20 protein-coding genes and 3 tRNA genes are annotated in these 19,477 nt (G+C 43.4%); 17 read left to right on the plus strand and 6 right to left on the minus strand.

Features of this window, described 5'->3' with window-relative positions:
- Positions 1-104: 104 nt before the first annotated feature.
- Together PNC201_RS00805 and PNC201_RS00810 are read left to right on the plus strand one after the other, a co-directional pair.
- A complete protein-coding gene (locus PNC201_RS00805; RefSeq protein WP_010607893.1) occupies positions 105-1,184 on the plus strand; it encodes a potassium channel family protein in 1,080 nt (359 codons plus the stop codon).
- A complete protein-coding gene (locus PNC201_RS00810) occupies positions 1,184-1,366 on the plus strand; it encodes a hypothetical protein (RefSeq protein WP_010374482.1) in 183 nt (60 codons plus the stop codon). Before PNC201_RS00805 ends, PNC201_RS00810 begins: the two co-directional genes overlap by 1 nt.
- On the opposite strand, the gene PNC201_RS00815 is transcribed toward PNC201_RS00810, so the two are convergent.
- The gene (locus PNC201_RS00815) at positions 1,363-1,824 is read right to left on the minus strand and encodes an EVE domain-containing protein (protein ID WP_102055875.1); all 462 of its coding nucleotides are present in this window, start codon (positions 1,822-1,824) and stop codon (positions 1,363-1,365) included. The two genes, PNC201_RS00810 and PNC201_RS00815, sit on opposite strands and share 4 nt — an antisense overlap.
- A 153-nt stretch (positions 1,825-1,977) precedes the next feature.
- On the opposite strand from PNC201_RS00815, the gene tesB reads away from it, so the two are divergent.
- The 4 genes from tesB (at position 1,978) to PNC201_RS00835 (ending at position 4,877) form a co-directional block, all read left to right on the plus strand.
- The gene (gene tesB / locus PNC201_RS00820; RefSeq protein WP_095728597.1) at positions 1,978-2,835 is read left to right on the plus strand and encodes an acyl-CoA thioesterase II; all 858 of its coding nucleotides are present in this window, start codon (positions 1,978-1,980) and stop codon (positions 2,833-2,835) included.
- A gap of 334 nt (positions 2,836-3,169) precedes the next feature.
- Positions 3,170-3,838, plus strand: a complete 669-nt coding sequence (locus tag PNC201_RS00825) for a CsgG/HfaB family protein (RefSeq protein WP_102055876.1) — start codon at positions 3,170-3,172, stop codon at positions 3,836-3,838.
- A 36-nt stretch (positions 3,839-3,874) separates the two neighbouring features.
- On the plus strand, positions 3,875-4,219 hold the full coding sequence (locus tag PNC201_RS00830; RefSeq protein ID WP_102055877.1) for a DUF4810 domain-containing protein: 345 nt from the start codon (positions 3,875-3,877) through the stop codon (positions 4,217-4,219).
- 1 nt (position 4,220) lies between these two features.
- Positions 4,221-4,877, plus strand: coding sequence for a DUF799 domain-containing protein (locus PNC201_RS00835; protein WP_102055878.1), 657 nt, complete (start codon positions 4,221-4,223; stop codon positions 4,875-4,877).
- Positions 4,878-4,881: 4 nt separating this feature from the next.
- Here PNC201_RS00835 and PNC201_RS00840 read toward each other — a convergent pair whose 3' ends face one another.
- Positions 4,882-6,690 (minus strand): Lnb N-terminal periplasmic domain-containing protein, encoded by a 1,809-nt coding sequence (locus tag PNC201_RS00840; protein ID WP_102055879.1) that lies wholly within the window; start codon positions 6,688-6,690, stop codon positions 4,882-4,884.
- A 45-nt stretch (positions 6,691-6,735) separates the two neighbouring features.
- Complete coding sequence (locus PNC201_RS00845; protein ID WP_069023445.1) at positions 6,736-7,206, minus strand: DUF3015 family protein; 471 nt, start codon at positions 7,204-7,206, stop codon at positions 6,736-6,738.
- A 180-nt stretch (positions 7,207-7,386) separates the two neighbouring features.
- Between PNC201_RS00845 and PNC201_RS00850 the strand changes: the two genes are divergently transcribed.
- Positions 7,387-8,187 (plus strand): VOC family protein, encoded by an 801-nt coding sequence (locus PNC201_RS00850; protein ID WP_010607902.1) that lies wholly within the window; start codon positions 7,387-7,389, stop codon positions 8,185-8,187.
- Here PNC201_RS00850 and PNC201_RS00855 read toward each other — a convergent pair.
- The gene (locus tag PNC201_RS00855; RefSeq protein ID WP_010607903.1) at positions 8,184-8,912 is read right to left on the minus strand and encodes a transporter substrate-binding domain-containing protein; all 729 of its coding nucleotides are present in this window, start codon (positions 8,910-8,912) and stop codon (positions 8,184-8,186) included. The genes PNC201_RS00850 and PNC201_RS00855 overlap by 4 nt on opposite strands.
- Before the next feature lie 157 nt (positions 8,913-9,069).
- Between PNC201_RS00855 and PNC201_RS00860 the strand changes: the two genes are divergently transcribed.
- The 3 genes from PNC201_RS00860 to PNC201_RS00870 all read left to right on the plus strand — a co-directional run bounded on the left by PNC201_RS00860 (position 9,070) and on the right by PNC201_RS00870 (position 12,528).
- Positions 9,070-9,735, plus strand: coding sequence for an SDR family oxidoreductase (locus PNC201_RS00860; protein WP_102055880.1), 666 nt, complete (start codon positions 9,070-9,072; stop codon positions 9,733-9,735).
- Positions 9,736-9,822: 87 nt separating this feature from the next.
- On the plus strand, positions 9,823-10,194 hold the full coding sequence (locus tag PNC201_RS00865) for a hypothetical protein (protein ID WP_010374501.1): 372 nt from the start codon (positions 9,823-9,825) through the stop codon (positions 10,192-10,194).
- Positions 10,195-12,528: a fatty acid cis/trans isomerase gene (locus tag PNC201_RS00870; RefSeq protein ID WP_102055881.1), complete on the plus strand. Its 2,334-nt coding sequence runs from the start codon at positions 10,195-10,197 to the stop codon at positions 12,526-12,528.
- A gap of 39 nt (positions 12,529-12,567) precedes the next feature.
- Here the strand turns inward: PNC201_RS00870 and PNC201_RS00875 are convergent, their stop codons facing one another.
- Complete coding sequence (locus tag PNC201_RS00875) at positions 12,568-13,194, minus strand: peroxiredoxin-like family protein (protein ID WP_102055882.1); 627 nt, start codon at positions 13,192-13,194, stop codon at positions 12,568-12,570.
- Between the two features lie 114 nt (positions 13,195-13,308).
- Here PNC201_RS00875 and PNC201_RS00880 point away from each other — a divergent pair, with 114 nt between their 5' ends.
- Entirely contained in the window at positions 13,309-13,929 is a 621-nt protein-coding gene (locus PNC201_RS00880) for a dUTP diphosphatase (RefSeq protein ID WP_017219351.1), read from the plus strand.
- Here the strand turns inward: PNC201_RS00880 and yrfG are convergent.
- Complete coding sequence (gene yrfG / locus PNC201_RS00885) at positions 13,926-14,585, minus strand: GMP/IMP nucleotidase (protein WP_010607908.1); 660 nt, start codon at positions 14,583-14,585, stop codon at positions 13,926-13,928. The genes PNC201_RS00880 and yrfG overlap by 4 nt on opposite strands.
- A gap of 61 nt (positions 14,586-14,646) precedes the next feature.
- Between yrfG and nudE the strand changes: the two genes are divergently transcribed.
- The 6 genes from nudE to PNC201_RS00920 all read left to right on the plus strand — a co-directional run bounded on the left by nudE (position 14,647) and on the right by PNC201_RS00920 (position 19,430).
- The gene (gene nudE, locus PNC201_RS00890) at positions 14,647-15,210 is read left to right on the plus strand and encodes an ADP compounds hydrolase NudE (protein WP_095728586.1); all 564 of its coding nucleotides are present in this window, start codon (positions 14,647-14,649) and stop codon (positions 15,208-15,210) included.
- A 1-nt stretch (position 15,211) separates the two neighbouring features.
- Positions 15,212-16,015, plus strand: a complete 804-nt coding sequence (gene cysQ / locus PNC201_RS00895) for a 3'(2'),5'-bisphosphate nucleotidase CysQ (RefSeq protein ID WP_095728585.1) — start codon at positions 15,212-15,214, stop codon at positions 16,013-16,015.
- Between the two features lie 241 nt (positions 16,016-16,256).
- Positions 16,257-16,333, plus strand: a tRNA-Met gene (locus tag PNC201_RS00900).
- A gap of 59 nt (positions 16,334-16,392) precedes the next feature.
- Positions 16,393-16,469 (plus strand) — tRNA-Met (locus PNC201_RS00905).
- Between the two features lie 165 nt (positions 16,470-16,634).
- Positions 16,635-16,711: transfer RNA gene (locus PNC201_RS00910), tRNA-Met, on the plus strand.
- A gap of 1,129 nt (positions 16,712-17,840) precedes the next feature.
- Positions 17,841-19,430, plus strand: a complete 1,590-nt coding sequence (locus tag PNC201_RS00920) for a methyl-accepting chemotaxis protein (protein ID WP_102055883.1) — start codon at positions 17,841-17,843, stop codon at positions 19,428-19,430.
- Positions 19,431-19,477 lie beyond the last annotated feature (47 nt).

A 19,477-nucleotide genomic window follows, 5' to 3' on the forward strand; every position in this document is an offset into this window, starting at 1 on the left:
CTTGTAACCTTTTCTAAGACTATATCAAAGAAGTCGATATGTCGTGTTGTTTTTTGGCTAAAATCTGCAGTAAGGTAGCAGTATGTATTTGATAGGGAAGCAATATGCCTATAATTTTTAAGCGCTTAGTTGTTTTGATGCGGGCTCATGTGGATAAGGCCAGCTGGCAACTGTTATTTATGGCAACGCTCATTCATATGTCGGTGACCTGGGGGTTATTATGGCTCAGCAATGAATCGGCGTTATTACCACTGAGCACGTTCTTTTATTACTACGTGGTGACGACTTCAACAGTTGGCTACGGAGACTTTAGTGCAACAACGGATTTTGGCCGTTTAGTCGTTGCCATAATACAGATCCCATTTGGCCTTGCGCTATTTGGTGTGTTATTGGGAAAAGCTGGACAATTTGTGACGTATTGGGTGAGAAGAGGCATGACAGGGGAAAAAGACTTTGCACATTTGCAAAACCACATTGTAATTTTTGGTTGGCATGATGTCAGAACAAAAAAAATGGTGGATTACATTTTAGGTGACAATAAACGCGAAGATAGAAAAATCGTATTAGCCGTCACCGAGGCCATGGAGCATCCGCTGTTGAGTTATCCGGAAGTCGCATTTGCGCGTTTAACCAGCTTTACTGATGACGAACAGCTAAGTCGGATTAACATTGAGCGGGCTGACAAAATCATCATTGATGGCGATGATGATAACCAGACATTTACCACCGCGCTAAAGCTTAGTCGGGTAGTAAAACCCGAAGCACATATTAGCGCGCACTTCTTGGACGATAGCAAAGCACTACTTTTAAGAGAGCATTGTAAAAATGTTGAATGCTCAGCATCTATGTCTGCGGAAATCTTAGTGCGAGCCATGCAAGACCCAGGCTCAAGCCGAGTACAAGAGGAATTGCTGTCGACGCTACACGGCGATACGCAATTTAGCTTAGCCTTACCTGCAGAGGTAAGCTGTTTAACCTTTGGTGATATTTTTGGTTATTTTAAACAGCATCATGATGCGACGCTGCTCGGTGTTGCGCACGATATAAATGCGCTAAATATGGATCTAAACCCACCTCTGGATTACAACATCACAGGGGGAGATATTTTGCACTATATTGCACCACAGCGAGTGCTTGCATCAGAGGTTGACTGGTCATCACTATGTTCGAAGAACTCTTTTTGATGATTGCTGTTGTGTGCGCTTACTTACTTCCTGTCGCTTTGGTTGCAGGAAGCAAGCGCAGCAAAGGGCATGAAAAAAACGGCTGGCTGATAGGAACGCTACTGTTTTCTTGGGTCGCTTTGCTGCTATATATCAGCATAGTGCCTAAGCACGGGCGACAAAAAGGCAAAGCAAAACGTTAGCTTTGCCCCGACATCTCTAAAATAACCTGCCACTCAGGTTCGATGATGGGCATGATGGATAACCTCCCCCCTTTTTTTAGAGCCAGCTCGGTGAGCGCAGTGTTGGCTTTTATCGCTTGCAGGGTCACCGGGCGTAGGTGCCGCTCATATGCTAGAGTGACACCTACCCAGCGAGGGTTATCAGTGCTTGATTTAGCATCATAATAATCACTGCTTAAGTCAAATTGATGTGGATCTGGCTCTGCTGCTTTCACCACTTTGGCAATACCGACAACCGCAGGGACTTTACAGCTTGAGTGGTAAATAAACACTGAGTCACCCACCTTAACCTCGTCACGCAGGAAGTTTCTTGCCTGATAATTACGAATTCCCTCCCAAAAAGTTTGCTGCTCAGGCGCGTTTTTTAAGTCATCAATGGAAAATGCATCGGGTTCTGTTTTAAACAGCCAATAAGCCATATGGGTTAGTCCAATAGTTTGAGTTATGATGTATTATACTCATTTGAGCAATGTACTTGGTTTGCTACCAGTCCGAGTCTTACTTGGATTTGGTAAAAGTATTATCTCATTATAACGACTATCGCCAGTTCTACTAGACGTTCGGAGTGCAACATGAGTCAAGTGTTACAAAATCTGTTGGATTTGCTCAGCCTTGAAGAAATTGAGCAAGGGATATATCGAGGTCAAAGCCAAGACCTTGGTTTTCCTCAAGTGTTTGGAGGTCAGGTGATGGGGCAGGCGTTGTCCGCAGCAAAATACACCTTACCAGAAGGGCGCTTTGTTAACTCGCTGCACTCTTACTTTTTGCGTCCTGGTGATGCAAGCAAGCCCATCGTCTACGATGTCGAAAACATTCGTGATGGTCGCAGTTTTAGCACTCGTAGGATCAGTGCCATTCAATATGGTAAGCCGATATTTTACATGACTGCCTCTTTCCAAGGGGATGAACCCGGCGTTTCTCATCAATCTTTGATGCCGGATGTGCCAGAGCCTGAAACATTGAAGTCATCACTTCACTTTTATCAAGAACATGCGGACCTCATTCCAGAATCACTTCGAGCGAAATTTACGCAAGAAATGCCGCTGGATATGCGCCCTGTAAACTTTCAAAATCCATTCAAACCTAAAAAACAGGACCCGGTGAGAAATGTTTGGTTTAAAGCCAATGGTGACATGCCGGACGACAGAAGGATCCACAACTATTTGCTGGCTTATGCCTCTGATTTTGAATTTCTACCAACTGCACTACAACCACATGGTTTGTCGTTTATGCAGCCAAATATGCAAGTCGCGACAATAGACCATGCGATGTGGTTCCATCGTCCGTTTAGAATGGATGAATGGATTTTATATAGCGTTGATAGTCCGAGCGCGTCTAATGGCCGAGGCCTAGTACGTGGTCAATTTTTCAACCGCCAAGGTGAGTTAGTTGCGTCGACTATTCAAGAAGGCGTGATGCGCCAACGCTAATTTGTTGGAAAGTGTATGGCGCTTTTTAACAGTAATCTTGCTTGGTGCTTTGTGCAGTACTAAGCAAATCACAAACTTACAAATCCATAACTATTTGTTATAAAAATGAATTTAGGTTTGTTGATGGCCGCTTCTTAAGTCGTCTGCACTACTTTTTCCGGTGCTGTACTCGGTTTTATTTTGCACTATCTTTAAAATCCCATCTAGATGTAGCGTTATTGCATTTTTCCCAAACAAAAATTAACACTAAAGTCAGCTAAATTTATCTACATTGTTATTAACAAAACGAATCGCTGCGTCACAGACTGGCGCATATGACTTTAGGAGAATGATAATGAATAAACCGCTTGCCACAGTAATTGCATTGACGTTTGTCGGATTAACCGCGGGTTGCGCAACGGAAGCATCAAGAACGGTAGAAGCACCTAAAGTGGCCTCATATAATCAGACATATAATGGACCAAAAAGTCAGTTAGCGGTTGGTAAATTGCAAAACCGTTCAGCTTTTCACAATGGTGTGTTTAGTTCAGGACCGGATCGCTTGGGTTCTCAGGCTAAAACTATTCTGACCACCCATTTACAGCAGAGTAATCGCTTTATTGTTTTAGATAGAGAAAACATGACAGAGATTGCCCAAGAAGCTGGATTTGCGGGCGCAAAACAAAGTATTAAAGGCGCTAACTTTGTGATCACGGGAGATGTTTCCGAGTTTGGTAGAAAAGAAGTAGGTGATAAACAATTGTTCGGCATCCTAGGTAAAGGAAAATCGCAAATTGCTTACGCTAAGGTAAATCTGAATATCGTTGATGTGACTAGTTCAGAAGTTGTCTACTCAGTGCAAGGTGCTGGAGAATACAGCTTATCTAATCGAGAAGTGGTTGGTTTTGGTGGCACTGCGGGGTATGACTCAACGCTAAACGGCAAGGTATTGGATTTAGCTATTCGTGAAGCCGTTAATAACTTGGTGAGTGGTATCGAGAAAGGCGATTGGAAGCCTTTATAGACAATCCCCACAGCTAATCTAAACCTCAGGTAAATTATGAAGCAAATGATATTTGTGGCGACTTTACTATTGATATTGTCTGGTTGTCAGAGTACGACACCACAATATTATTACGGTTCTTACGAACGTAACCTCTATGAGTTCTTTCGAGGTGATGGGCAGTCGCTTGAGCAGCAGATCAGTCAGTTAGAGTCAAGCATAGCGCGCGCAGAAGTAAAGCAGATCAGTCCAGCACCAGGTATGTATGCGCATCTCGGTTACTTATATTTGATGCAAGGGGATAACGGCAAAGGGTTTGCGTATTTTGAACAGGAAAAACAACTGTATCCTGAGTCCAGGCAATATATCGACTTTTTACTAAAAAATGCACAGGGAGAATAAGATGAAATGGATTAAAGCGAGCTTGGTGCTTTTGACTTTTGCCTTATTGAATGGCTGTGCGACGGCTCCTAAGCAGGATTACAGCGCTTTTATTCAAAGCGATCCTAAGTCGATACTGGTGTTACCGCCTATCAATAATTCCAATGAGGTGGTTGCGCCTTACGGGGTCATGGCGACAGTGGTGAAGCCACTTGCAGACTCTGGCTATTATGTTTTTCCAGTATCTTTGGTCAATGAGACTTTTAAAAATAACGGCTTAACTGTGGCTCATGATGTTCACAATGTTGCGATAGACAAGCTCTATGAAATCTTTGCTGCGGACGCCGCCTTATACATAGAGATTCAAGATTATGGTACGTCATACGTTGTATTAGATAGTGACACTACCGTAGCGCTATCGGCAAGGTTGGTTGATTTAAAAACTGGCCAAGTAATTTGGCGTGGTAAGTCAAAAGCGTCAAGTAGTGAAGACAGAGATGACCGTGATAGCAGTTTGGCTGGCGCATTGATTGGCGCGGTACTAAATCAGGTGATTGAAAGCACTTCAGATAAAGGATTTGAAGTTTCACAGAAAGCATCACAGAGATTATTATCAGCGGACTCAAGCAGTGGTTTGCTTTATGGCGTGCGCTCACCTAAGTATGGGCAGCCGAAGTGAGCCACTAATCCCAATAATAATTGAACTGTAATGAAAGTCGGGATGTTTCTGCATAGTCCCAACCAATCCTTACATCGGATTGAGGCGAAAGCTGGTTTGCGAGCTCAAGTTTGATATGTGCTGCGTGATGAGTGTTTTTCGAGATAGAGGTTCTGAATGCAAAAGAATTATTTAGCCTTGAAAGTAAGCCAACTTCAATACCTGGGCTGAGATAGTAATTGTTATTTATAGAAAAAGTTTCTATTGTTGCGAGAGCAAATGTGATGCTGCTAGCATTTAGCAGATGGGCGTAGCCTGCTGCAGTATTTAATCCAACAAAAGCGCAATCATTACAATAAGCCTGCTGCTTTTCATAGCCTAAGCGTAGGCGCCAAGCCCAGTTTTGGTTATCAAACCCTTTTGCATAGCTTGGATTAAAGGACTCTAAATCCAGCACGTCAAACTTGTAAATATCTATGTCGTTATCAGCTAGCGCAAGTTCTACATCCAGCATTTCTAAGTTTGAAAATTTAACTCTAGCAGTGTCTGGAGAAAGCGAATCAAAATATGTCAATCTAAAGCCAAACCTCGCAGTATACTCTGAATCGGGCTGTGACTGAATGGCTAGGCTTACTTTCGACGGTTTTGTTGCCAAGTGTGGTGCTTTGTCACTTGGTGTTATAGCCGAGAGGGATTTCGCCTTACTGATGCCTGCTGGAAGCTTTATTCGTTCTTTTAGCAATACACGTTTAAACTCGCTGTTGCGTTTCTCGTCTCTTTCTAAGGTAAGTTGCAGCTGTACAAAGCTCATCAATACTTCAAGTAATATTACTTTTTGCTCAGTTGGAAGCTGTTGATACTTTTCATTATTGAAGTCTTTTTGATGGTGATAAAGATGGATTGCCAACGATCTGAGCTCAGGACTTAATTTTTCATATAGGTTGTAGAACTCACTGCTTGTTGAAGGAATATAATGAATCGCTGACACTAAAGAATTATCTTGGTGCTTAGCTTGATTCAATCTATCAAAAATAGTGACAGGGATCACCCAAGGCGGTAGGTCAGCCGTTAATGGCTTATCAAGCACAAGTTCAATAAGTTGTGCGATATGAAATGCGCAATTTTCGTCAGCAAAGTAATAATCAAATTGAGCGTTTAGTAATTCCCAAAGGTGTTTTGTAATAAATTCGACTTCATCTGGTGTTAAATTTAATTTGTACTCCCAAAGGTCACGCAGCTCGTCCGCACTGTAGTTATGGTGATGATGAAAAAATCGCTGATCTGAAAAGCCAGCCTGATAGCCGCCAAATAACCCTCTAGCTATATAAACTAACCCATTTTCGTCCTCTGGAACGATTGCTCCATAATTGACACTCCGGTCTAACAGGATATTGTGAGCTGATTGAGAGCCGATTTTAAGTAACATATGCCCATACAGCGAGGCCGGGTTGCTCATGTATCCGGAGGCAAACACTAAGCTGATAGAATTCCAGTCACCTTCATTTTTCCATTCATCAAAAGCCACGCAAGCTGGCGCTTTTGGCAACGGAACGCCTTGGGATCTTAGCCACTTGGCTCGAGCCGGAAATTGGCACTGTGAACTAGGCTCACGTTGAAAAGCTGCAATAGTTGCATTAAGTTCGTTCGCTGGTGAAAATTGGGTGTGATCAGATAGAAAAAAAGAAGCTGATTTTATTAAACTGTGGCCATCTTTCTTTAGATGGAGAAGTTTTTGCCACGTTGTGTTTTGGGCCAGCTCGTTGGTATCAAAGCTTAATGTGGCTGTACTATAAAACAGTAAGCTGTAAGCTGAATATTTGAGAACGGTCTTCATCAAAAAAGTGAGCACAGCGCTATTAGGTGTGCTCACCTATACCATTTAGCTTGCGTTACACTGAGCTGAATAGCTAGTCGAAACGCGAGTTTCTACGATGTTGTATAGTGCTTCAGCGTTATTTGCAGGCTGCGCTGCGTAGTCATTTCTGATAGCGGTTACAATGTCAGCTGTTGCTGCTGCGTCACAGCCACGTACTGCTAACATCGCAGACACGTATTCACCTTGACCTTCTGCAATTTCTTGCTCCAGTGTAGGGAATGTTTGCTGAATAAACATTGCAGTTTTTACTTCACGACCAGCACAAGATTCTACAGATGAAATCTTTGTAGAAACAGCAGTCGTACCAAGGTCCCAAATGATATTCGAAATTGCAGCAGCTGCACCATTATCTGGGAAGATGATTGCACCGATACCACATTCTTGCCAAGGGTTTACAGAATCAGAAGCGTGTGCAGCTAGAGGGGCAGTCATTGCGCCAACGACGATTGCTGCAGCTAGAGTAGTTTTAAACATTTTACATCCTATAGTTGTTTTTATTTCGCCTAGTCTTCAAAGGCGGAACGGGATTCTATAGGTTAATTTTTAATTCCACAACAATAAACCTCCCACACTTGTAAATTTGTGTAAATGCCTCAGGCGGCTTTAGGCTACTGCTGCTATATTCAATACACTTGAATGAGTTTGGTGCTTATCATGGCAATAATTAGTGAATTTAGACCCGGTTATTTTTGTTGGATTGAATTGTGTTCAAGCGACTGGCAGTCAGCAAAACCTTTCTATAGCCAACTATTTGATTGGCAAATTCTTGACCAGCCCATTGGTGAAGATTGTTATTACACCATGTTGCAAAAAGAAGTCGATGATGTCGCAGCGATGTATCAGATGACCGCTGAGCAACAACAAGGAGGCATGCCTAGTCACTGGCTTGCTTATGTGGCGGTAGACAATGTTGATGAATGTCTAAACAAAGCCAACGAGCTCGGTGCTGAAGTGCTTGCAGGCCCTCATGATGTCCCAGGGGCAGGGCGGATGGTGATGTTAAAGGAGCCAGGTGGCGCGGTGTTTGCGTTATGGCAAGAGGGTGGCCATATTGGGACGCAACGTCATCTTGAAGCGAATACCCCTTATTGGTTTGAGCTAGTGAGTAAAAACAGCGCCAAAAGTCGTGACTTTTATTCCGCATTATTTGGGTGGCAAATCGAAGTCAAAGACATGGGAAATATGGACTACACCTTGTTCAAAGTAAATGAGCAACCCGTCGCTGGCATGTTAGAAATGACGGCTGAATGGGGTGAAGACATTCCTCCGCACTGGATGGTTTACATTGCGGTATTGGACTGCGATAGTAAAGCTGAATATGCCCAAAAGCTTGGCGGAGAAATTTGTGTACCGCCGACAGATATACCAGATGTAGGTCGCTTCAGCGTGATAACGGATCCTCAAGGGGCGGTATTCTCTATCATAGAATCTGCCATGGATGATATTTCAACTTAATGCATTTCTAATTCAATCACTTTGCCATGGCAAGTGGCGAAGCTCTCAGAGAGCCGGTTTAGAATAGTATCGCGCTCTCCACTACTATTTAGCTGCTTGATAGACGCTGTTAATTTCGGCAGTAGGTCTTGGTGTTTACGATTGATATAGTGATAAATAGGATAACTCGCATCTCGTAGCCTACGCACATAAACTGTGGCGAGTCCTGACTGACATAGCGCACCAAGCGCAAATAAGTCATCAGCTAAAATTTGTTCTACATGACCTTTTTCAAGTGCTTGAAACGCAGAAACATCGTTAGAGACCGCGTTACAGGTCAACCTTTTACGCTGACAAACTTGCTCCGTTATTAAACTGCCTTGTATTACCACATAGTCTTGTCGGGTCGACAAAGTACAACGCTCCTTCTTGAGACAAAACACCGCCATTCGCACGGTTGCAAGTGGTTCGGGTATTTGCAGTAAGTTAGGATAGGCATTTGCAATAGCGCTAGTGCGTCCTGCCTCCGCATCATAAAACCCTTGATCTACATATTCTAATCCGCGCTCACTGGGTAACACGACAAGTGTGGGCGTGATGTCCAAAGGTGCGTATATTTTTTGCATGAGTTGTGCGATTTGCTGTTGGCCAAGCTGATAAGCGACCAGCTCACTGACATTGATTTGGTAGGCGAACGTCGCCTTGTGGATAAAGAAAAGCAAGAGGGTGCTAAGTGCGAGTTTCACAACATATCCTTACGGTTGTCAGAGTTATAACTGTAGCAAAGTTGTCAGAAAGTGAAAAAGTACATCATAAAAATGAATTCAGTCAGGATTGACCTTGAGTTTAGTAAACTCATACCAATTGTAATAGTTTGAGCATAAAAATCGTGAGGAGAAGGATATGACACTACATGTTTTGGTGACCGGTGCTAATCGTGGGATTGGATTAGAGTTTTGTAAACAATACTTATCTCTAGGCTGCAAAGTAACTGCGGTTGTTCGCAAAGCATCGGCAGAACTAGAATCTCTAGGCGTGGATATCATTGAAGATATAGATGTTGCGACGGAAAATGGCGCGAAAAAGCTATTGGCGGCATTGGGCTCGGAGAAAATAGACATTCTTATTAATAACGCTGGGGTATTTCATAACGAAACACTAGTGGAAATGGATTTTGAAAATATCGACCACCAATTTAACGTTAATGCGCTAGGACCAATTCGAGTCACTCATGCACTGCTCGATAACCTCAAAGCAGGTAGTAAAGTTGCCATGATCACAAGTCGTATGGGTTCGATTGCAGATAATGGTTCTGGTGGTTACATTGGTTATAGAATGTCGAAAGCTGCATTGAACGCGGCGAGCGTAAGTATGGCTCACGAGCTGAAAAACCAAGATATTGCTGTTGGACTATTCCATCCTGGCTTTGTGCAAACGCAGATGGTGGGATTTGCAGGTGATATTGGTCCAGATGTTGCGGCGGAACGTTTAATTAAGAGAATTGAACACCTAACTATCGAAAACAGTGGTGGTTTTTGGCACTCCAATGGAGACACGCTTCCTTGGTAATCAAGCTGGGCGCATCGTCGCCCCCTTTTCAGCCATCAGCCATCTAACTGTGCTAATATAAAGCAAATACTCAGATGGTAACCTTTGATGGAATTACAACAAGATACCCCATTATCACTGCCGCTTTTTTTGTTAGACGATAACATCGAGAATCGTGATATCGACTCTCCAGATGCTGAAGTATCAGTGATGTTGAGTGAGAACCTCCTTGCTCATTTGTGCCAAAACCCAAAAGAAGATGAGAATATTAGCTTGCATATTGATGACTATGCGCTCAACAACATTAGTACGACAGTGACTGAGTTGATAGGTGCGGAACATCAGTTGCAATTGCTCATTAATCGCGGGCCTATTCTCAGTGCTGTGCTGAGTACCAGTAGCGATGCATTATTTGTCTCGCCTCCAGTAGAAATGATGCCGACTTTTGATCTTGGGCTGGATGACGACGAGGGCGAGTAAATGTCTAAACGTGCACTGTTTTGTGCGGTGGTTGTCGCCGTGCTTTCTGGCTGTGTGGCTTTGGGTGTGTCTAAATATGATGATATGTTTGGACCAGAGCAACCCCAAGCACGAATCGAACAATATCACCAAGGCGGTGCACGTTACTTACAAAGCGTGAAACCCATTTTGGAGTCGCGTTGTGTGGTTTGCCATGGTTGTTATGACGCACCTTGTCAGCTTAAACTGTCATCTCCAGAAGGAATCGATAGGGGATTGTCAAAGGAATTAGTGTATGACGGCACGCGGTTGTTAGCACAAACACCAACCCGGCTGTTATTCGATGCCCAAACCACGACACAGTGGCGTGAGCGTGGTTTTACCCCAGTGCTGAATGAGCGCAATCAATCTGAATACAGCAACCTAGCTGGGAGTGTGCTTTATAATAGCTTGCTGTTAAAAATGTCTCATCGTTTTCCTGAGCAAGGCATCTTGGGTAAAGAGTTTGATTTCTCTTTAGATCGAACGCAGTCTTGCCCAACCATGGATGAATTTTCTACCCTGGCGAAACAACAGCCTCATGCGGGGATGCCCTACGGCTTACCAGCGCTCACGCATGATGAATTCAAAACCTTGGAAGCATGGCTGCAAAGTGGCAGTAAAATGAGCCAGATTGCAAAGCCAAGTGTTGCAGCACAAAAAGAAGTGAAAAAGTGGGAACAATTTCTTAATCAGGACTCCAATAAACACCGCCTTGCCGCGCGTTATATTTTTGAGCATTGGTATTTAGCCCATATCCACTTCCCTCATCTGGATGACCCCGCGTTTTTTCAATTGGTACGCTCAAGCACGCCGCCGGGCCAGCCAATCGCACTGGTGAGTTCGGTGCGTCCGTTTGACGATCCTGAGATCGATAGGGTGTATTATCGATTGATGCAAGTGCGCAGTACCATTTTGTCAAAAACTCACATGCCACTGGCATTGAACGACGCCAAGCTATCTCGGTTACATCAGCAATTTTATGCAGCGGATTATCACGTGGAGGAACTGCCAGGTTATGAGCCAGAGCTTGCAGCAAACCCATTTAAGGTATTCAAAGATATTCCGGTTAATTCTCGTTATCAATTTATGCTGGATGAGGCCGAGTTAATTGTAAAAGGCTTTATCAAAGGTCCTGTATGTCGAGGCCAAATAGCGCTTAATGTCATTAACGATCATTTCTGGGTGGCGTTTGTTGATCCTGAAAAAAATAGCAATGAAGCGGTGAACCAGCTGCTGCTTAAACATGATGAAGATTTGGTACTACCTGCGGCTGAGCAAAGTAATGCTTTACCGCTTTCCAGTTGGGCGAAATACGCCACTAAGCAGCAGGATTACTTACGTGCCAAAACAGAGCTTGCAGATAAGATGTTTGCCGATGGGCAGCGTCTCAATATGGACTTGATTTGGCGTGGAGAGGGGGAAAACCCGAATGCAGCATTAACTATCTTCCGTCATTTTGATAGCGCAACGGTGGTTAAAGGTTTTATCGGCCAGCCTCCCAAAACAGCTTGGGTATTAGACTATGCCTTGTTCGAGCGCATTCACTACTTGCTGGTGGCAGGTTTTGACGTGTATGGCAACATTGGTCATCAGTTGATCACACGCTTATATATGGACTTTTTGAGGCTTGAAGGTGAGCAAAACTTTTTAAATTTACTGCCACTTAGTCATCGACAGGAAATTAAACGCTATTGGTATCGTAAGTCACACTTGAGCTTAAGTGAGTTTATCAATCGCAAATCACTAATCGGTGCGCCAACGGGGATAAAATACGAAACGGACGATCCAAAGCAAGAGTTGTATGACAAACTACATGCTGTGCTTAAGCCGATTCTAAATAGGGATTATGACTATCAAGCCGTCGGCAAGCCACTGCAGGCACTCAATAGCATGTCCGTTAGGGCGATTAATTTGCTTCCTCAGGTCTCGTTTATTATTACTAAGCAAAGTGACGGTTCACATCAAGCGTTCTCGCTATTACACCATAATGCCCACTACAACATCTCCAGTTTGTTAAATGAAGAAGGGCAAAGAGCGTATACAGAAGACACTGCGACGATTGTGCCAGGCTTTATCGGAGATTACCCAGAGGCAATTTGGTATTTAGAAAGCGAGGTAGCACAAGAGGACTTCGTCTCATCATTTAGCCAAATGAATAGTGAGTCTGATTACCGAGCGCTACGAGCGCAATATGGGATCCGCAGGACTCACCCAGAGTTTTGGCGTTACAGTGATTTAATTCACGATATTGCCAAACAAACACGTGGCGTTGAATATGGTTTATTTGACTATAACCGGCTAGAAAACCGCTAAAAAATGGAGTCTTCGGACTCCATTTTTTATGTGCTTTTTCTATAGTTGACTAGCTGCTTTGACCGCGGCTAGTAGCACACTTTCATCCAATCTCACTTTGTAATTTGGGTTTGCGTATTGAAATTGGATCAAGCCCTTCTTATCGACTACAAATACCGCCGGCACCGGCAAGGCAACTTTATCGTTCCCCTCAAAATCAACAAAATTTACGCCCAACTTGTTGCGATAAGCAAGGGCTGTTTTATCATCTAGGAAATAGGCGAGACCTAACGCTTGGCTCATACGCATTTCGTTATCAGACAACAGTTGGTAGTGAGGGGATTCAATTGTACTTTTTGCCAGCGCCTCAGGTGAATCTGGTGCGATAGCAATAATTTGTGCCCCCATTTTAACAAGCTGTGGTTCAATTTCTTGGATCCCCGCGAGCTGTCTTGAACAGTATGGACACCAGCCACCACGATAAATCACCAGTACGGTGATATTTTCTTTATAGCGTGTCGGGAGGTCGACAGTTTTACCTGACTTATCTTTGAGTTGTAATGCAGGGGCATCAATGCCTGGAAGGAGTGGGCTTACTTGTTCAGGTGCTGCGGCGATATTAGTGATTTCAGCTGCGCTGACAAAGGCTGAACAAGCCAAAGCGAGCGATAAAATAAAATGACGCATAAAAAGTTCCTAGGGTTTCAAGTTGATATCGACTCAGAAGACCTAAGCGCTGGCGAAAATCTTTCACTTCGGTATGATATCGCTCGTAATTGATTTCCATGAAGAGAGAGCACAATGTCTGCAAACATCACTAAGCTTGTGGTTATGCTAGAAATGCAACATGCCATGAATACCAAAGTACACCAACAATGGTTTGAACAAGGGTTTGAATGGTACCGCGCAATTTGGGTTGAGTGTGCAGAAATGCTAGATCACTACGGCTGGAAATGGTGGAAAAAGCAAACGCCAGATACAGAACAAGTGATTTTAGAGCTAGTGGATATTTTTCATTTTGGCTTGTCTTTACGTATCGATGGCGAAACATCATTTGAGCAACTAGCGACTCAGTTAGAGGCTGAATTGGCAAAGCCAACTACCGCAGAAGACTTCAAGGAAACCCTTGAATTACTTGCAAGTGCGGCTGTAACCAAACGCGAGTTTGATGCCCATGCGTTTGCGGGATGTATGCAGCAAATCGGAATGTCTATTGATGACCTATACCGTGGATATGTCGGTAAAAACACGCTTAACTTCTTCCGCCAAGACCATGGCTATAAAGATGGTTCTTACATCAAGGTATGGAATGGCCAAGAAGATAACGAGCACTTAGTCGAAGTGGTGAAAAGTCTAGATACAGCACACCCAGACTTTAAAACACACGTGTACGACGGCTTAAAAGCTCGCTACCCAGCTTAATCTATAATAGGTAGCAAGGTACGGTAATCGGAGACTGAGAGATATTCAGTGATCTCTCGCTCTGGTTGCCGACTGTCAGGGTTAGCAACGGCAAGCAAATGGCCAATACCAAATTCTTTCGCAGCATTTAACACGCTAATGCTATCGTCCACAAATAAAGTGCGGGACTTATCAAAGCCCAAATCACGCTCTACCTGTTGCCACAACATCTGACTTTCTTTACTTACGCCATATTCATGGGTTGAAACCAATTTGTCGAGATACTTATCGAATTGGGTACGCTCAATTTTCAAACTTAGACTGTTTGGGTGAGCGTTGGTCAACAAGATAAGCTGTTTTCCACTCTCTCTTAAGGCCTCTAAAAACGCTGGTACATCCTCACGAATTGAGATCAAGTGTTGTACTTCACGTTTAAGCTCCATAATTGGGAGCTGTAGTTGCTCCTGCCAATAATCTAGGCAATACCATTCTATCTGGCCCATTACTGCGTCATAACGCGCGAGGATGTCGGCCCTTGCAGCCTCAAGGGTTAAGCCTTGACGTTTTGCGTGTGCCTTAGGCACAACGTCGAGAAAAAAGTGATTATCAAAATGGAGGTCGAGTAATGTGCCATCCATATCTAACAAAACGGTATCGATATTTGACCAATTTAGCATAGGCATTTAACTTCAAAGGCTTTATGATTAGGTTATTCGCCATGATAGCAAATAATGATCTATGTCACATAAAAAGCATCCCACACCACCAGAAATTTTAGCTTGCGACGTCGTGGCTAAAAGCAAATTGTTCACGGTAGAAGCACTTTCGTTATCTTTTTCGAATGGCGAGCAACGAGAATACGAAAGAGTTCGTGGCGGTGGCCGTGGCGCAGTAATGATCGTGCCCATAACTGCTGATAATGAGCTATTATTAGTGAGAGAATACTGTGCAGGAACACATGACTATCAACTCGGCTTTCCCAAAGGGCTAATTGACCCTGGCGAAACCCCGGTGGAAGCGGGTAACCGAGAGCTAAAAGAAGAAGTGGGTTTTGGTGCAAATGCTTTCTCTGAACTCAAAGTAGTGTCACTGGCACCGAGTTACTTTAATGCTAAAATGCATATTTTGGTCGCTAGTGAACTTTACTCAGAACAGCTTGAAGGTGATGAACCAGAGCCACTGGTAGTAGTGAAGTGGCCGCTAGATAAATTATATGATCTGTTACATCAAGAGGACTTTACCGAAGCAAGAAGTGTCGCGGCACTACTGTTATTAAAAGCACATTTGAATCTGGAGGCGTAAATTGCAGTCCTATTTAGAGCCTTGCATCGCACTGGCACAACGTGCCGGTGAAGCCATTATGGCAATTTATCAAGCCGATGATATTGGTAAAAAAGAAAAGTCTGACCACACTCCTGTCACTGCCGCAGATTTGGCATCTAATGAGATCTTAATGGCGGGTCTTGCTGAAATAGCACCTGACATTCCGGTAATGTCTGAAGAAACACCAATTCCACCATTGAGTGAGCGACAAGATTGGCAGCGCTACTGGTTACTCGATCCTATGGATGGCACTGGGGAATTTATTCTCGAAAGCGGTGACTTTGCCGTCAATATTGCGCTAATCGAAAATAACCATCCTGTGTTAGGCGTCATTTACTGGCCATCTCAAGGGCTGACATATTACGCGAGCAAAGATGAAGGTGCGTTTAAACGTAGTGACTCAGGCGAAAGTAAACGTATTTTCGTCTCGCCACGAGAAACGCTGACATTGGCAGTAAGTCGCAGACAAAAGCTTGAAGCGGTTAGTCAGTACTTAAATAGTCAGTTCGACACTGTGGCACTTGGGTCATGTTCATTAAAAGCCTGCATTATCGCAGAAGGTAAGGCGGATTGTTTTTTACGAGTAGGGCCAACGGGAGAGTGGGATACTGGCGCGTCACAAATCATCGTCGAAGAAGCCGGAGGTTGTATTACCGATGCTGAGTTTAACCCGCTGACCTACAATCGACGAGAAACTACCGAAAACCCAGACTTTATTGTTATGGGGCATCCCGATTGGCAATGGCAAAAGTTGATCAGTCCACATCATCGAACGATAGAATAAATAACGGTTTAAGTTGAAGGTTGTGGGATTTTTGCGCACTTGAATTGTTTTAAGCATTAAATCCCTTGCAATAAAATTTTAATCCATTATTATAGCGGCCTCTTGAAAGGGAAGTCCTTTTTAAGAGTTTACAGGCGCGGGATGGAGCAGAATGATAAATCATTCTTCGGACTCGCTAAACCTGGAAAGAATCGAAGGTCGTTGGTACCCGACGAAGAATAGATTCACAAAAACATACAGGCGCGGGATGGAGCAGCCTGGTAGCTCGTCGGGCTCATAACCCGAAGGTCGTCGGTTCAAATCCGGCTCCCGCAACCAACATCAGTTGGATGTATAGAGTCTCAAGTACAAGACTTAAAATTAAGTACAAATACAGGCGCGGGATGGAGCAGCCTGGTAGCTCGTCGGGCTCATAACCCGAAGGTCGTCGGTTCAAATCCGGCTCCCGCAACCAACATCAGTTGGATGTATAGAGTCTCAAGTACAAGACTTAAAATTAAGTACAAATACAGGCGCGGGATGGAGCAGAATGATAAATCATTCGTCGGACTCGCTAAACCTGGAAAGAATCGAAGGTCGTCGGTCCCCGACGAAGAATAGATTCACAAAAACATACAGGCGCGGGATGGAGCAGCCTGGTAGCTCGTCGGGCTCATAACCCGAAGGTCGTCGGTTCAAATCCGGCTCCCGCAACCAATTTTTAATTGGACTGTATAATCTAAAGAACTCTCCCAAAATTCATCGGTTCACTCTTCATAAATTAATAGTTCCCGCAACCAATTTTTAATTGGAATGCACAATCTAAAGAACTACTCCGAAATTCGTCGGTTCACTCTTCATAAATTAACGACTCCCGCAACCAATTCTTAATTGGACTGCACACTCTAAAGAACTAGTACAAAATTCGTCGGTTCACTCTTCATAAATTAATGGCTCCCGCAACCAATTTTTAATTGGACTGCACACTCTAAAGAACTAGTACAAAAGTCGTCGGTTCACTCTTCATAAATTAACGACTCCCGCAACCAATTTTTAATTGGACTGTATAATCTAAAGAACTCTCCCAAAATTCATCGGTTCACTCTTCATAAATTAACGACTCCCGCAACCAATTTTAATTGGACTGCACACTCTAAAGAACTAGTACAAAAGTCGTCGGTTCACTCTTCATAAATTAACGACTCCCGTAATCAAATTTTTGGTTTAGTTACCTAAAACCCCCTCAATGGACAGTCAGTTTTCTTCGCTATATACAGAGAAATAAATCACCCACTTTTTATTATTCAAAGCCTGAGTGCTGCTGTTGTTTGATGCATTTCTTACATTGGAATTAATCTTAATACTTACACTGTGAGCAACAACCTATACGCGGGTTATGGAAACCCGCTGTTAAAAAGTGAATAGATTTAGCAAAGGCAGGTAAATCCGATTTGACAGCTAGCAAGATCGGAGTGATTGCAACAAGCTGAGATGTCTTGGCGAGATGCACATTTCATCGTGTCCTGACATCCGTAAACTCTCGTATAATCACCTCCGGCTACTTGAGGGGTTGCTTCCTGAGGTAGTTTGTTATCTTGAGTGAGTTTTTTTAGCTGCTTTTTTTGGAGCTTTATTTTCATTTTCAATATCCTTTTTATAGATTTATTAAGTTTGTTATCACGAAACCGATAGCGTGATCTGTTTAAAAATAATACAAAGAAGTATTGTTGTAAAACAAATAATGAAATGTAATTATTTTGTTTTCTTTTGAATGGGTGAAGATTATTTGTCTATAAATCTTTATATGGTCTAGGCTTTTACTATCTCTTGTTTGAGGTGTATGAAGATGGATTTACATAGTATTCGAGTCAAAAGTTCGTTGCCTACGGCTATGTTGACGATCGTGTTGCTATTTGTGTTTTTTGGTTTTTCGGTGTTGCTCAATAAAGTGCAATCGGCACTTGAGATCCAAACTGAAAACTATTTAAAAGCCGTGTCAGTGGTACTCAATGCGGATAGAGACTTTTATCAAGCTCAAGAAGCCTACCTCAAATTATTAGCTGGTGAAGATAAGCGGGCGGATTTTGAAGAAAACGCCGAGCAGGTGAAACAGCGCTATCAAAAGTATCTTCAGTTTATGTCACTCCACCAGAGTGAGCTGGGTAGTTTTGCAACTTTTGACGCGGACTTTCAAAGTTGGTATCGCGTGACGGTGGCGAGTATTAAAACTCCGACAGATAAAGCGCTTCAAACTGAGTCGGCTAAGTTATTTGGTGCAGTTCGTGATGTGCTTGATAAAGCCGGTGAATTAGCCGATGGAAAATCTGCTGCAAGTCGCGCGTTAGTCGTTGCTGAGGTTACTCAGATAAAGTGGGGTCTTGGTGTTGGTGCCTTGCTCCTACTTGGTATTGCCTGTTGGATTGCTTATCGAATCCCTCGTCAGCTAGCAAAGCAGATAAACTTTGTGTCAGATAGGATCTCTGAAATCGCCTCTGGAGACGGAGACTTAACTGGTCGCATTGAAATCAAAGGAAATGATGAGTTTGCAAAGCTATCGCTAAACTTTAATCATTTTCTCGAGAGTTTACAGGCGATGGTTACAGCACTAGTGAAAGATGGTGGCGAGCTGTCGAGTTTGTCGTCAAAACTCAGTCATTATGCCACACAGTGCCATGACTTAATCGACTCGCTTGGTAAGTCATCACATACCATTGTTAGCGCGGTGAATCAGCTAAGTCACTCAAGTCAAGAAGTCTCGTCGGTGGCAGAAAACTCATTGAAAGAAGCTGAAGCTTCACATCGCTACGCAGCACAAGGTAAAACGGTGTTGGCTGATTCAAAACAAAAAATCACTCATCTTGCTGATAATATGGAAGCGGCACTCTCCAGTTCGTTAGCTTTACAAAAAAACTCTGAAAACATTACGCAAGTGCTTGATGTTATTCGCGGGATCGCTGAGCAAACCAATTTATTAGCGCTCAACGCGGCAATAGAAGCGGCAAGAGCAGGCGAACAAGGTCGTGGATTTGCAGTGGTAGCTGACGAGGTTAGGTCACTGGCCACTCGAACACAAGACAGCACTAATGATATTCAGAAGATGTTGGAAGCATTCTCCCATAGCGTAGAGGACTCACAAAAGACCATTGAAGATGGTAAGCAGTATGTTGATGTTGCAGTAGAAAGTTTTACGAAGGCAACGGAGCTATTGGAGTTAATTGCACAAAGTGCGGTGAAAGTGACTGAGCTTTCAGAGCAAACCGCTCATGCGACTCAGCAGCAAAATGCAGTATCTACTGAGGTTAGCAGTAATTTAACTGATTTAAATGACAAAACATTGGACGGCGAGCGGTTGTCTGGAGAAACGCACCAAATTTCGGATGATGTGCTGCGAGTCACCAGTAAATTGGTGAATGAATTATCTCAGTTTAAAGTCTAAGGTCTTGTAAGGTATGCCGTGCGGCACACCTTATAAATCAGTGGTTT

The organism is Pseudoalteromonas sp. NC201, from assembly GCF_002850255.1.
Taxonomy (GTDB): domain Bacteria; phylum Pseudomonadota; class Gammaproteobacteria; order Enterobacterales; family Alteromonadaceae; genus Pseudoalteromonas.